Origin of the sequence: Actinomyces johnsonii (genome assembly GCF_006546835.1) — a bacterium.
Classification (GTDB): Bacteria; Actinomycetota; Actinomycetes; order Actinomycetales; family Actinomycetaceae; genus Actinomyces; species Actinomyces johnsonii.
In genome coordinates this window covers 20,224-34,324 of sequence record NZ_VICB01000003.1, presented here as the reverse complement: position 1 = coordinate 34,324, position 14,101 = coordinate 20,224, and the positions used below count along the sequence as shown (strand labels likewise).

The 14,101-nt window shown below is 59.0% G+C and carries 9 protein-coding genes and 1 pseudogene; 3 read left to right on the top strand and 7 right to left on the bottom strand.

The window, feature by feature from the left end:
• Positions 1 to 5 precede the first annotated feature (5 nt).
• Positions 6 to 1,052, top strand: a complete 1,047-nt coding sequence (locus tag FK256_RS00835) for a GlxA family transcriptional regulator (protein WP_141423353.1) — start codon at positions 6 to 8, stop codon at positions 1,050 to 1,052.
• A 132-nt stretch (positions 1,053 to 1,184) separates the two neighbouring features.
• Here the strand turns inward: FK256_RS00835 and FK256_RS00830 are convergent, their stop codons facing one another.
• The gene (locus FK256_RS00830; protein ID WP_009233804.1) at positions 1,185 to 2,498 is read right to left on the bottom strand and encodes an alpha-amylase family protein; all 1,314 of its coding nucleotides are present in this window, start codon (positions 2,496 to 2,498) and stop codon (positions 1,185 to 1,187) included.
• 38 nt (positions 2,499 to 2,536) lie between these two features.
• Between FK256_RS00830 and FK256_RS00825 the strand changes: the two genes are divergently transcribed.
• On the top strand, positions 2,537 to 3,151 hold the full coding sequence (locus FK256_RS00825; RefSeq protein WP_141423352.1) for a TetR/AcrR family transcriptional regulator: 615 nt from the start codon (positions 2,537 to 2,539) through the stop codon (positions 3,149 to 3,151).
• Between the two features lie 86 nt (positions 3,152 to 3,237).
• On the opposite strand, the gene FK256_RS00820 is transcribed toward FK256_RS00825, so the two are convergent.
• The 6 genes and pseudogenes from FK256_RS00820 to FK256_RS00795 all read right to left on the bottom strand — a co-directional run bounded on the left by FK256_RS00820 (position 3,238) and on the right by FK256_RS00795 (position 11,647).
• On the bottom strand, positions 3,238 to 5,358 hold the full coding sequence (locus FK256_RS00820) for a DUF6571 family protein (protein WP_141423351.1): 2,121 nt from the start codon (positions 5,356 to 5,358) through the stop codon (positions 3,238 to 3,240).
• Entirely contained in the window at positions 5,355 to 5,735 is a 381-nt protein-coding gene (locus FK256_RS00815) for a hypothetical protein (protein WP_141423350.1), read from the bottom strand. The genes FK256_RS00820 and FK256_RS00815 overlap by 4 nt, the downstream gene beginning before the upstream one ends.
• A gap of 1,372 nt (positions 5,736 to 7,107) precedes the next feature.
• Positions 7,108 to 8,182, bottom strand: a pseudogene (locus FK256_RS00810) (IS630 family transposase).
• Positions 8,183 to 8,389: 207 nt separating this feature from the next.
• Complete coding sequence (locus FK256_RS00805) at positions 8,390 to 10,462, bottom strand: DUF6571 family protein (RefSeq protein WP_141423348.1); 2,073 nt, start codon at positions 10,460 to 10,462, stop codon at positions 8,390 to 8,392.
• Positions 10,459 to 10,839: a hypothetical protein gene (locus FK256_RS00800; protein WP_141423347.1), complete on the bottom strand. Its 381-nt coding sequence runs from the start codon at positions 10,837 to 10,839 to the stop codon at positions 10,459 to 10,461. The genes FK256_RS00805 and FK256_RS00800 overlap by 4 nt, the downstream gene beginning before the upstream one ends.
• A 376-nt stretch (positions 10,840 to 11,215) precedes the next feature.
• Positions 11,216 to 11,647, bottom strand: coding sequence for a hypothetical protein (locus FK256_RS00795; protein WP_141423346.1), 432 nt, complete (start codon positions 11,645 to 11,647; stop codon positions 11,216 to 11,218).
• 1,526 nt (positions 11,648 to 13,173) lie between these two features.
• On the opposite strand from FK256_RS00795, the gene FK256_RS00790 reads away from it, so the two are divergent.
• Positions 13,174 to 13,725, top strand: coding sequence for a TetR/AcrR family transcriptional regulator (locus tag FK256_RS00790; protein WP_141423345.1), 552 nt, complete (start codon positions 13,174 to 13,176; stop codon positions 13,723 to 13,725).
• The last annotated feature ends 376 nt before the right edge of the window (positions 13,726 to 14,101 follow it).

Here is a 14,101-nt window from a genome sequence, read left to right as displayed (position 1 = left end):
GCCGTATGCACATCGCCGTCTACGCCTTCGACGGCATCACCATGTTCCACCTGTCGATCCCCCAGATAGTTTTCAGAACCGTGCAACAAATGGGTCTGGCCGACTGGCGGGTCTCACTGTTCACCCTCGATTCAGGGCAGACGGCGCCCGCCGGGAGCACTGCGGACTATACGGAGAGCACGAGCCCGATGCCGTCCGCCCCATCGTCGTTCTCCGCTTCTATTCGCACCTCGGAGGGCTACGTCCTCGGCGGTCTGGGCGGTCCAGACCTGGCAAGGGAGGCCGACGTCGTCGTGGTACCGGCGTGGTTCGCTGACGGGCGCCCCGCAGGACGAGGCCTGTGCTCGCTGCTGGAGGCGGCGCACGCTCGGGGCGCTGGCATCGTCGGCCTGTGCCTGGGGGCGCTTCCGCTGGCCGAGGCCGGTCTCATCGGCGGGCGCCGGGCCGTGACGCACTGGCGGGCTTTCGAACCGCTGGCGCGCGAGCACCCGGAGATCACGCTGGACGAGTCGGTCCTGTACGTGGATCACGGCGACGTCCTGACCTCGGCGGGTGCGGCGTCGGGCCTGGACGCCTGCCTCCACCTGGTGCGTACACGGTTGGGGGCGCAGGCGGCCAACGAGGTCGCACGCCAGCTTGTCATCGCGCCGCACCGGGAGGGCGGCCAGGCCCAATACATCGAGCATCCGGTGCCGCAGCGCCCGGATGACGACCCGATCGGCCGCACCGCTACCTGGGCGCTGGAGCACCTGGGCGAGCCGCTGCCGGTGGAGCGACTGGCGAGAACGGCGCAGATGAGCACCCGTTCCTTCATCCGCATCTTCCGGGAGACGACCGGCGCGGCGCCGGCCGCCTGGGTGCGCGCCCAGCGTGTGCGCGAAGCGCAGCGCCTGCTGGAGAGCACGGACCTGGCGGTCGAGCAGGTGGCCACGACCTGCGGCTTCGGCAGCGCCATTACCTTGCGGCAGGTTTTCGCCCGGGCGCTCGGCACGACGCCGTCGGCCTACCGACGCCGGTTCCGCACCGCTTGTCCCGACCCCACCGACGTCTGAGGCCGCACCGACGGGGACATCCTGCGCGGCGGGGCGTCGAACTGGTCATTTCTCGCATAGCCCTACAGAAATTCTGCCCGGCTACGCGAAATCCGCCCGGCTCGGCACAGGGGAGACGGAGACCGGACGGGGTCACTCCGCGGGCGGCTCGACGATGATCGGAGCCTCGCCGGGGGCGCGGACCTCGGCTCGGGGGGCCGGATCCAGGGTCAGGCTCACGTGCAGCCTCTGGCCCTGCTCACCCACGGCGTCGTAGGCCAGCCGCGGGTTGTCCAGTTCGGTGACCTCGGTGCGGGCGCGCACCAGCCAGGGGTGGCGCCGCCGCAGTCCGATGAGGTCCTGGTGGAGTCGCAGCATCCAGGCGCCCTGCGGCGCGAGCTCGGACGGCGCGGCCGGCAGGGCGGGGCGGACCTCGTCGTCGCCGCCGAGGGTCTCGGTCTTCACCCCCCGGAAGGCCTGCTCGTCCCCGTAGTAGACGCTGGGCACGCCGCCGACGGTCATGAGCAGGACGACGGCGAGCGCGGCCTTGGCGGCCCCGACCTTGCTGGCGATGCGGGTGACGTCGTGGTTGCCGACGAAGGTGGCCGGGATGAAGCGATCCAGCAGCTCGTTGTGGCGCTTCAGGCACCAGTCGAGCTCGTAGAAGTTGACGTCGGCCAGCGAGCTCCAGGTGGCCTTCCACAGCTCGTACTGGGTGACGGTGTCAACGGTGGAGGCCTCCACGAATCCGGCGTAGTCGCCGTGGATGACCTCACCCATGAACCAGGCGTCGGGGTGGTGCTCGCGCACGGCGGGCAGGACGCTCGCCCAAAAGGCGGGGTCGATGCCGTAGGCGGCGTCCAGGCGCCAAGCGTTCGCGCCGCGGTTGAGCCAGTGGATCAGGACCCGCACGGCCAGGTCGCGCACCTCGGTGGAGCCGTGGTTGAGGGCGGGCAGGGCCTCGTGGCCCTCGAAGGTGGCGTAGCCGGGTCCGGCCTGCCCGTGGTCCTCCCCGCCGGCCGCGTCGTCGAAGTGGAAGAGGCTGCGCTCCTCTCCCCCGGCGCGGGCGGATTGGAAGAGGGGGTGCTCGGTGCCGACGTGCCCGAGGACGCCGTCGAGCATGAGGGCAAGGCCGCGGGCGCGGCAGCCCTCGGCGAGGCGGTCGAAGGCGGCGTCGTCCCCCAGGCGGGGGTCGACGCGCAGGTGGTCGGTGGTGTCATAGCCGTGAGTGGATGAGGCGAAGATGGGGCCGAGGGACAGGCCGTTGGCGCCGAGCTCGACGGCGTAGTCGAGCCAGGGCTCCAGGCGGTCCAGGCGCGCGGGGGCGCCGGGCTCGGTCAGCGGCTCGCCGGGTTCGGGGCGGATGGGGGCGCCGGTGGCGCCGAGGGGATAGACCTGCCACCAGATGGCGTGATCGATCCAGGCAGGGGTTGCAGGGCGGCTTATTCCAGTTGACTCACTAGTCATGCCTCTAAGGGTGCCGCCGGACCCGATAGCATGTCAAGATGCCGTCCCGCACCGACAAGCGCCCACGCCTGCGTATGGACCCCGCCGAGCGCCGCGAGCTCATCCTGTCCGCCGCGAGTCGCGCCTTCGCGAGCCGCCCCTACGAGGAGGTCTCGCTGGCCGAGATCGCCGAGGAGGCGCAGGCCTCCGAGGCACTGGTGCACAAGTACTTCGTGGGAAAGGCCGGCATCTACGCCCAGGTGCTCCAGGGCGCCGTCGACGAGCTCGCCGAGCGCACCCGTCAGGCCGACGCCGCCCTGCCGGAGGGGTCGTCGGCCCGGGACCGGGTGCGGGCCTCGGTGCTGACCTACCTGGACTTCATCGCCGAGCGCTCCCCCGGGTGGATGGCCTACCAGATTCTGGCCGGGCACGAGCCCGGTGAGGCTGCCCGGGTGAGGCAGGAGGCGCGCGAGGCAGCCGTGAGGGCACTGGCGGAGGTCGTCGGCGGCAGCCGGGGCCACCGCGACGACTTCGCCTTCTGGGGCTACCTGGGCTTCCTCGACGACGCTTGCCTACGCTGGGTGCGCGCCGGTTGCCCTGACGACCAGCGCCACAGCCTCATCGATGCCGCCCTGGGCTGCCTGGAGGGAGCCCTGGGCGACTGGAGAGCGTAGGAGCGTGCGTGCACTACGGGCAGCCGTACCGCTGTACGCGTTTGTGGCTCAGATGACTGATCGTCTTCGTCTGATTGTCTTCGCCGTCAGTACGGCTGCTCATGCGCCGCATCGTACGCAGACTCGTATGAATCAGACATGTTCTTATCGACGTTATTCAGTGCCCCATGATTCTCTGCCGGCAAGTTTTTGACCACCTGGATAAGCGCCTCCGACTGAGTTCCTTTCAACGGCCCCCCTGTGTGGACTTTTAATTCGCCGTCCGGCGTCAGCACTTCACCTACATCAACTCCTGGAATCTTGGCCACGGCCTTCAGTTCATCTTGAGAGTACAGTCCGCTTTTAAGAAGCGCCATCCCCGAGACTTGCCGATTGGCGTTCACTCCGGCGGCCTTTAGCGCCGAATTCTTATCCTTGGCTTTCAGTTGATGACTGCCATACAGTTTAGTTATCCCATTCTTGGCTCCTTCGGAGGCAGCACTCTTGCCCACGTTCGCCGCGAATTTGGAGCCGATCTCAAGAGTTTTGCCCAACTGATTAAATCCCGGTACTGGAATACCGCCAACTGCCATCGATGCCACGTTAGCCCAGGCAGCCGTTCTTGCATCGGCGTCCGCCTTATAGATCTCTGTTTGCCTAGCAATCGCCCCTTGCATGAACCCCCGCATACTACTTTGCGATGTTAAAGTGCTACTGAGATACTGACTGTTCCCTTGAGGAACATTTCCGGGACTTATCTGCATTTTGTTGAATGCCTCTTGAGATCCGGTTAGGCGGGCAAGCGCTGAATCATTCTGGCCGATCTGTCCAAGGACGTTGGTGAGTGCCTTGTTTGTCAGTAATGGTTGCCGGGGCAGATTCTTCGACCAGCCATACTTACCCATTTCGCCAGATACCATCGATTGAGGAGCGTCTGTTTCAGCCGACCGCTGTACACCATAGGGATATGCCGACATAGCGATGGAGGCAGCGTTTCTCGCCTTATCCGACAGCTCAATTTTAACATCATCTTCTCCAATAGCATTAAGGGCACCCGACACGATTCCAGCCTGAGCAGCTCCATGAGAGGGAGCATCGCTACTTGAAACTGCTTGCTGAGCTGCAAGTAGCGTCCAGTCATCCGTCCATTGGTTATCCCCGATGGAACTTTGTTCGACAAGTTTCTTGGTGCGGGCCGCTGTCTTTTCAGCGTCCACTTCGCCTTCAGACCCTTTGCCGCCGCTACTAGACTTCCTTACCGCAAGCCACTTTGTAGCGGCACTAGTGTTTCCAGTCATGGCATGGACAATACCAAATATCTTGCCTCCAGGCGATAGGCGCCATTGATCGGAAGAACCATCCCAATGTTCAAGTTTTTTTGCGACAGCTGCCAGCATAGTATCGTTATATTTTAAGCCAACTCGCTCTTTCTTTCCATCCCCATCAATATCAACATTTCGCGACGACAAGAAGATCTTATTAATGCCCAGCACACCTCTTCCATCTATACCCTCAGTAAGTCGGTCGGCATAATCCTTTGCTTTGCTTTTTGACCAGGTATTAGAAGCCGTAGAGATAAGCGGTCCGAGCACACCTGTAGCCTCATTTCTCTGTCGCTGCGATAATCCTTTTATAGGGACGACGTCCATCTTCCTGGCGTCTCGGTCTTTGAAACGATCAACAGGAATGTCGCGTAGAATCTTCGGACTGATGTTAGCTATAAACGCATTGGCGTACACAGGATCGTCCTGATTGGCTTTCATTCTCTTAATCAGACTCTTCCATTCTACGTCGGAAGGCATTCTCTCATTAGGGCGACTAAACTTCTTTCTAGTACGTGGAAAGGAATAGTCTTTGAGGTTCTGAGCATCCGCCCTGGCTTGTTTGACCGTTTCCACATGATTGTGCTTGAGTGCGTTTTTAATCGTGTCGTCCTCGCCATCAGGAATGAAGTAAGAAATCATCCCGTTCGCCCCCATCGGGGTGATACCGCTTTCATTGGCGGCTTTAGCTGAATCCAGACGAGCTTGGAGTTCCTTGGTTTTTTCTTCCAAGAAACCGACTGCGCTTGAAATTCTGTTATGAAATTGAGTGAGATCCGTCGGATAACATTGAAGTTCGTTGGCATGCTTCACGTATCCACGCTGTTTATATGAACTAGTCGCATAGCGGGTGAGATTGGTGATTAGATGCTGCAGTCGCTTAGGATCGAGTGAAATGTAAGTCATCGCTTACCCCATTCTGCTCTAGGATCGGTTTTGTCGACAAACTGAGGCTCGCTATTCCATTCAGATCTAACTTTCCCTTCTTCTGAAGAGATGCACGAACAAATATCGCTGATCACACCAGAAAAATCGGTGCGCAACTGGTCGGCAAGTGTCGATTTCCATGCACTACCGCTACCACCGAGACCATCTGTAAGGCTTTCAGATGGGGATTTCTTTCCGGCGGCAGCAAAATCTGCCTCTAACTCCGTCGCAGCTTTTTCAATCGTATCTAGAACATATCGCAGTGCCAGTTTCTTCTTATTAACAGCTTGCGACTTGTCATTTGGCAGTTCATAGGGAGCTGGCCCCGGTGTCGGATAAGGTTCTGGTTCACTCACGATGCGCTTTACCCCTTACAAGATCGAGTTCCAGGAATCCAATCGTTCATGTCGCTACATTCTGTGCTTGCGCCAATCAACATTTGAGTGATTGACGCTAATTCACGAGATAGAAATCACTCTCCTTTAAATTGAATGAGCATCGGAGATAACTGCGCTCGCAAATAACTTTCGTTGAGTTATATCAGCAAGAGTCGCTCTTGTTATATTACTGGTAACCTTCTCTCTTTTAGTCGATTTTCGGTGTCCGTATTCAGGACCGGCCGTCTACCGTCACCATCGCGTCCAGTCCCTTTAAGGCCGCACTCCGGTGGAGCGCAAATACCTCACCGACGGATATGTTCCATCCTCGGAGAACCTCAGTGCCAGAATGAGTCCCGTACGAGTCTTCGCCATTCGCCAGTAATGCCCGTTACTTCATCGATCTCGCACTGCAGCAGTCGGTCTGGCCTCCCAAACTGCCGTAGCGCAAGCCGATCAAGGCGACTCGGATGAGACGTTAGACGCGTGAAGCGACCGTGGCGGAAGCCGACCACAGCAACCGAGGCCACTGCGATGGATCCACCTTCCGAGAACATATGAAGGAATGTTCACGAACATCGTGGTCACCCGCGCTCGACCACGTCAATGGGAGTTCTCCCCATCCCGCAAACAGGCGTCTCGCAGCTCCCGACAACCCCCATCTGCGCCGGGAACGTTAGTCTCCACGGGTACGAACGGGGGCTATGCCTGTCGGGAGAGGGGCTGTAAGTCGGTCTGATCCGGGAGGAGACGGCTGTGTCTGGCACGACCGGGGACGGTGGATGAGACGATGATCGGTCCTGCGCCTGGAGGGGTCATTGATCAGGGGAGTCGCGCGGGCGGTTGCTCACCAGCGACGTGCTCGAAACAGCCTTGGAAGCGGCGATGACCGAGCACCTCGGTCATGAGCAAGGCCGCCCCTACAGGCACGAATACGTGCAACGGAGCGCAGGCCGATGACCATGCTCACCAAGATCAGCCCGATGGAGATCGAGGCCCGGAAGGGATCGGAATTATACGTTCGAGCTGGTGTTCGTGTCCAAGCCGAAGCGCTGGCTGGAGGGGAACAATCAGGTCGTGCTCTCAACCGGCCGCGCGCTGGCCGATCACGGGAAGTGCCTACGATCCGCAGACATCGACACAACTCCCCGCAGCCGCTTGATACACCATATAGACCTCTCCCGGCATCGGCTCATAGAGGTTCATCACTTCATGCCGCAGGCTCCTCGGAATGGCTCTTCCTAGCCATGCTCAGACCATCCCGCTCTCACCATCCCAAAGGCCGGAAATCAGCGCGTCCAAACAACAGGGGTAAGCCCCTCCGCGCCCACCCCTGAGGATTGGCCACGCACTAGTGTCTTGTGTTGTTAGTTTGTTTTTGGTTGGCATTTGGTGAGGGTCTCATCGGGGGTCTTGGTCCAGGTGAATGGGTGGCAGCGCTGGTTCCAGCCGTTGATGAAGGCGCGGATCTTGGTGTTGAGGTCCTTGACGGAGGTGAAGACTCCTCGGCGGATGGCCGCACGGTCGATGACGGAGAAGAAGATCTCGACCATGTTGAGCCAGGAGGCGCTGGTGGGGGTGAAGTGGACGTGGACGCGAGGGTTGGCCTCCAGCCAGGCGCGCACCTCGGGGGTCTTGTGGGTTGCGTAGTTGTCCATCACCAGGTGCAGCTCGTCGTCGGGGTAGGCGCGCGTGACCTGGCGCAGGAAGACGAGCAGCTCGGTACTGCGGTGGCGGGGCTTGCAGGCGGCTGTGACGCGGCCGGTGGCGACCTCCAGGGCGGCGAACAGGGTGGAGGTGGCGTGCCGGGTGTAGTCGTGGGTGCGCCGCTCGATCCTGCCCGGCGCCATGGGCAGCATCGGGGCGGTGCGGTCCAGGGCCTGGATCTGGGACTTCTCGTCGACGCACAGCACCACGGCGTTGTCCGGGGGTGCCAGGTACAGGCCCACCACGTCGGTGACCTTGGCGACCAGCTCGGGATCGGTGGAGTACTTGAAGGTCCCCGACCTCCAGGGCTGGATCCCATAGCTGCGCCACACCCGCGCCACGGTGGCGTTGCCGATGCCCAGGTGACGGGCCAGCAGCCGGCTCGACCAATGCGTGACCCCGTACCTCTTGGGAGGTGGCGCCAAGGTAGCGGCCACGACCCGCTCCCGAGGCACCTGCCTGGGACGCCCCGAGCGGGGCGCGTCCTCCAGCCCCCGCACACCCCCGGCCTGGTAACGGCGCCGCCAGGAGACCACCGTGGGGACGCTGACCCCCACCGCCTGCGCGATCCGACTGTTAGCCACCCCCTGAGCAGCCAGGAGCACGATCCGCGCCCGCCGCACCAAACCAGCCGGCACCGTCGTGGCACGCAGCCAGGACTCGAGCACCTCCAGGTCACCCTCACGCAGAACCAGTCCAGGAGCAGGCCTATTCGCCATACCCCCCATCATCCTAAACACCAACCACAAAACAACTAACAACACGCGACACCAGAGAGCGTGAGAGCGGGCACGAACACCGCGTTAAGTATCCGAGCTCGACTGACCACACTGGCCCTGCATCTTTAAGAGGGGAAGTTGTCCGACGTAGCGATCATTCAAATTCTCCCGAGTCAGAGACCGATCATTTTATTACGTGACTAAGGTTCACGATTTATCAATAACGATTCCTCGACTTCTAGCCTTTTCACCAAAGCGCTCCTTAAGATTCTCAGCCTCATCCCGAGTGGCCTTCACGCCTTGATTGAGTTCAGGATTGTTAATCTGATCCTTAAGTTCAGTGACCCCGTCACGGAAGGTAACATTATAACGCTCAGGTTGAACAACATGACCATTCTTATCGGTGATCTTCATGCCGCTATAATTCTCAGAAGGATCCTCGTTCCTTCTGTCATATTCCTCTCGGCTGATTAGCTGCCCCCTACTGTCATATAGGCTATCGACGGGGGCAGCTACGAAGCCTCGGTTGACTGCTTCCGTCACCTGCCTGGTCTCCAAATACTCTGCATCGGTAACTTCCGGTTGCACTGACACGTCCGTTCCCATTTCTTTACCCACCACATCTGCACTCAGAGACTTAACAAGTGCTGTTGTTCCAGCGTATGCAAGTGGAGCCGCAACTCCATCAGTAGCAACCCCGAGAGCAACCCCGCCTACAGCTATAGCAACAGAGCTGATCGTATTAGCTAATTTGTATTTTTCATTCTGTGTAGCATTGTTATCTATTGCTCGCTGATTCGAGATGTCTCTAAGAAAAGCCGTATCATTCGCAGCGGAAATATACTTTTCATTAAGTCCACCCATATTATCCGGATCGGGAACTATATTCAAAGCATAGTCTGAGACAGCCGCGGAAATAGTAGTAGCAGCATCTTGATTATCCATTACCCGATACAGAACCGTCGCCAATGTATTTCTACCATATTTATCTGGATTCGCTGGATCGGGGTTTCCGGGAAAACTCAGCCCCAATGTACCCTTTCCGTTGGCAACACTATGTATCTCTTCTCTGCAGTTCGCGAGTACAACCGAAAGATTTCTTTTCATATCATCAGTGTAGTCGTCTTTTTTCACACTTGCGCTATAATCAAGAGACTGGCCGGCCACCCAGGTCGCTCGAGCTTTCTCACCAGGGTCATTTGAAAGATTTCGATCCGGAACTGCACCAGCCATCGCGGCTGTAAAACCAGTCCGTCCGGCCGCATTCCATTCTCGATGTTTCAGTAGCTCCCATCGCTGCTTCATTTCGTCACTGGGTATCCATCCTCCATCGCTACCAATTCTTCCCTCACCACCTAAGTATTTTCTTGCCGCTTCATGATTCTTTCCCATAGCTTGAAGGACACCTCCAAGCACATCACAATTATACTCAGTGTGGTTAATATACTGTGAGTACTGTTTAAACCTGTTGGCGTCATCCTTCTCATACGCGCTAGCCAGATGTGTAAGGAAATCGGAGCCAAAAGGCGCCGAACATTCAGAGAGAGCAGCATTAAGGGAAAGTCGAGCCGCATAATCCGAGCTACTAGCTTGATAAATTTCCTCTGCAAACTCGGCTCCGCCATTTCCCCTTCGAGAGGCAGAAGCTAGGACGTGAGATAAGTTTTCAAATCCCGGGCTCAAGATCTCAGGAATATGCGATTCATTAACCATCTGCATAATCTCGAGAAATCGCTTAGATCCGCTCTTATTAAAATCTGCCTCCGTGAGAGGAGATTGTTTCCCTAGCACGGTTATCAGCCCCACAGAATATATAGGACTATCGCACAGCCTACTCATTCCTTCGAGAATTTCATTAAATGTTCGCCCATCGTCGGAACGTCCATTCAAAGAGTTCTTCGCCTGATAAAGCGCAGCAGCATCCGCCCTAGCTTGATTAACTATTTCGACGTGATTATACCGAAGCACAGTATCAGCTGTATCATTTAGTCCTTCTGGGATTACGTAAGAAATTGTCCCGTCCGCTCCCATCGGCGTAATTCCACTTTCGTTAGCCGCTTTGGCGGAATCTAGCCGAGCCTGGAGATCCTTGGCTTTGTCTTCCAAGGCGTCGGCTGAGCCTGAAATGATATCTAATGAGGAAGCGAGATCAGTTGGAGAATCGTTGCGGTCGTTAGTATTCTTTACGGACTCGCGACATTCCCGTGCTTTAGTCCCGTAGTTCGAGAGACCAGTAATTACTCTCTGCAGGCCCTCGGGATCAAGAGAAACATGGATCATTGTGTTCTCCATTTCCCTCTAGGGTCATTACCGTCGACGAGATCGGGTTCATTACTCCATTCACCAGAGACTTTCTCTTTTTCGGAAGAAAGACATGAAGTGATCTTTCTAACTATTCCCGTAATATCGGCGCGCATTTCTTCTGCTAGGGTGGACTTCCACACACTCCCATCACCGCCAAGACCATTTACAATACTTTCGGATGGGGACGCTGCTCCTGTATCTACAAAGTCTGCTCCTAGATCCTGTACGGCTTCAGAAATCGAATCAAGTACATATCGTAATGCGACCTTCTTCCTATTTTCACGTGACGGTAGTTCAGGCGACGGAAAATAGCTAGTAGACTCGGGAGGTTTTGGTTCGGGTGTTGCACTCATAAGATAGTTTGATCCTCGCGAAGAAGAATTCTATAGATGCATAGATATCGCATCGAGATCAACATTTATGTGAATTAAACGCCAGAGGCTGAGGTCTGCTGATAGTCGACGCTGTTACTCTTAGAATAGGTTTTCGTTAATTTTCTCCGATTCTATCAACTTCTGCAGTATTCCTGCCTACCCTCGTATTTCAATCGACAACGCTACACCGACGGCTACTTTGATTTTCCTAAAATTCTCCCATCGATTCAAGCAGTTACGAACTATTATTTGTTGCACTCTCCTTTCAGTCCTCTTCGTCGATTGTCGGCACTTGCGGAGTTATTCTAGAGATATGACGATCACCCACATTCACATATTCCAGGCAACATTCCCCTTACTTTGTGAATATGCTTGTCACTCCCCAGGACCAGCCGGCCGTCGTCACCATGACGCCCCGGCCCTTGGGAACCGCGCCCCCGGTGGAACGAGGCAACCTCGCCGACAGATACGTCCCATCCTCAGAAGACCTCGGCGCCAGAATCAGACCCGTACGGGTCTTGCGCACCTGGGCCACCACGCCCCGGTACATGCCCGCCACCTCATCGATTCCGCAGCCCACCAGGACACCGCCATTCGCATCCCGGCACGTCCTCAAATGCTCCTCAATCACGGGCCCAAGAGCATGATCGCCTCCCATAATCTCGAAATCGTCAATAACAATGAGCGTGTTCTCAGGCTCATCCTTCAAAAGACCCTTGAGATCATCAGGCTTAGACTCCAGCCCCACCCTCCTCACAGTACCATCACGCCTCTCCAGAACAACCAACAATGAACACTGCAGCAATACCGGCACACATACCCCGTCAGTCGGTTTGACATCCCAAATTGTCATGGCGCAAACCGAACAAATCAGCTCGGTTAAGACACGAGATGCACGAAGCCACCGTGACGGCACTGGCGAAGTTGTTGCGGTAGTCGGTGCCACCGCAACAACTTCACCTTCCGGAGTACCTGGAGGACTGCTCGCAAATATCGTCGCCACCCGCGCTCGCCCCGTCAAAGGCAGTTCTCCCCATCCTGCGATCAAACATCCAGGAGCTTCCCACCGGCCCCGCCCGCGCCGGACGTACCCGCCCGAGCGGGTACGAACGTGCGCAACGGGGTGCGGGCCAATGACCGTACTCATCGAGATCGCTCCGGCGGGTCCTGCGGGGATTGGGATGGCTCGTTCGATCCGGTGATCGTGCCCAAGCCGGAGCGGCAGCCCGGGGGCGTCGACCGGGTCGTACTATCACGTAAGCATGTGCCCTGGCCCCAGGGGAGGATCATCGTGCACTCCCACGGCATCCCGGTGCCTGGCAGGGATGCGATCAGCCGAACTCGCGCAGGAAGGGTGGCCGGCGGGTCGGCTTCAGCGGGCGAGCATGCCACCGGATGCGTTGAACCCGCCGCATCCGGTGGTCCTCCTCGATGCACTTGTGCTCAAAGGTCCGTCACGGGCGGGTGCGCCACGCCCCATCGCGTGTGTTTCCACGCGGTCATAGGCGTGAGCGTGGAAACGGGGGGAGGCAACATTCCGGGTCCTTCGGGCCGACGACGGTGCCGAGGGCACGGGGCCTCTTGCCCACCCCTGGGTGTTCTCCACGCCGAGGAGAGCCGGGCACCTTCCTGACTAAGCCATGGTTTTCATGGATACGTTCTCTGAACTAAGGGAAACCTAGGGCGCCGAGATGCGCTGATCACGGTCCGCGACGGCCCCGAAAGGGCCTGTGGGAGACGGATCGAGTATCATTGGGCGGCAGACGGTCGTCGGCAGTGCGTCGTGCCCGATCCACAACAGCCCCCGCTTATGCCGGCGGGAGGCATCACGACGCGATCGTAAGGTCCCTCCAGGCCGGTCTGCTCGGCCCCCGTCCGAGGGCCGCGGCCAAAGACCGCTTCGCCAAAGGTGTGCACCTCGGTAAGACGCTGTCCCAGTTCCACGATCGTGCAGCTGTCGAAGTCATCGTGGGCGCAAGCTCCTGCCATTCCCCGGAGCACGACGCCGAGACCCGCTGTGTCATTCGCACACGGATAACGCGATCGACCCGCTCAATACCCGCTACCACGAGACCGCTCGGGGCCCTTCCCCCCGACTAGCAAGCCACGCGGAAACACCCGTATCTGGTAACGCGTTCCCTTTACTTCACCCCGGGACGGTCGGGTCGCGCGCCTCGGCCGAGCCGTGGTTGAAAGCGATAAAAGACATTCCCCTCGACGATTGTGCAGCCAGGTCCGTCGACCACGCCTTTGAACTGGAAAGCGCCGCAATCATCTTCATCGCGCACTGAAGCGCCAACCAGGCTCAGACCGATGACGCCCGCCATCACCACTGCTCTCCTGGTGCACCAGAGAGCCGGACTCAGCCAGGAGCGCTCCCGGCTGGAGCAAACAAGGGTCGCCGATGGCACCGACACTTCACCGGACAAGACCAATCTCAACACCCAGCTACCACAGTCCACGACCGACGAGCTCGCCGAGCGCACCCGTCGGGCCGACGACGCCCTGCCGGAGGGATCGTCGGCCCGGGACCGGGTGCGGACCTCGGTGCTGACCTACTTGGACTTCATCGCCGAGCGCTCCCCCGGCTGGGTGACCTACCAGGTGCTGGCCGGTCACGACCCGGGAGACGAGGCAGCCCGGGTCAGGCGGGAGGCGCGAGAGGCGGCGGTGGCGGCACTGGCGGAAGTGGTCGGCGGCAGCCGGGGCCACCGCGACGACTTCGCCCTGTGGGGCTACCTCGGCTTCCTCGACGACGCCTGCCTGCGCTGGGTGCACGCAGGCTGCCCCGACGACCAGCGCCACAGCCTCATCGACGCGACCCTGGGCTGCCTGGAAGGAGCCCTGGGCGACTGGAGGAGATAAGGGCGGGCAGCCGATAATCGGGCTACCCTCCCCCGCTGCCCCACGTAGCACTGAAAAAGTATCCGGATCTAAGGTATGCGGCGAGTGGTCCAGTTGATGAGCGGAACCTGACTATCTTGCAAGTGGAGCCTGCAAGACGGTTAGGTAGGTAGCGTTGCGACCACCCCCAGACCGCCGTTCAGGTACGACAGCCGGCTGGCACGTCGACCACGGCCAGCGACAGGATCGTGGCCCGACTGTGACACATATACCGCCAATCCCTGAGACCGGCCACGTCCTTGAGGACCCGAGCCACAGCCTGCCATGACAAGGCGATCGCGCTGGAAGACGACATCGACGCCATGACTTCGCCGTTAATGGGAATAACTTAGACACC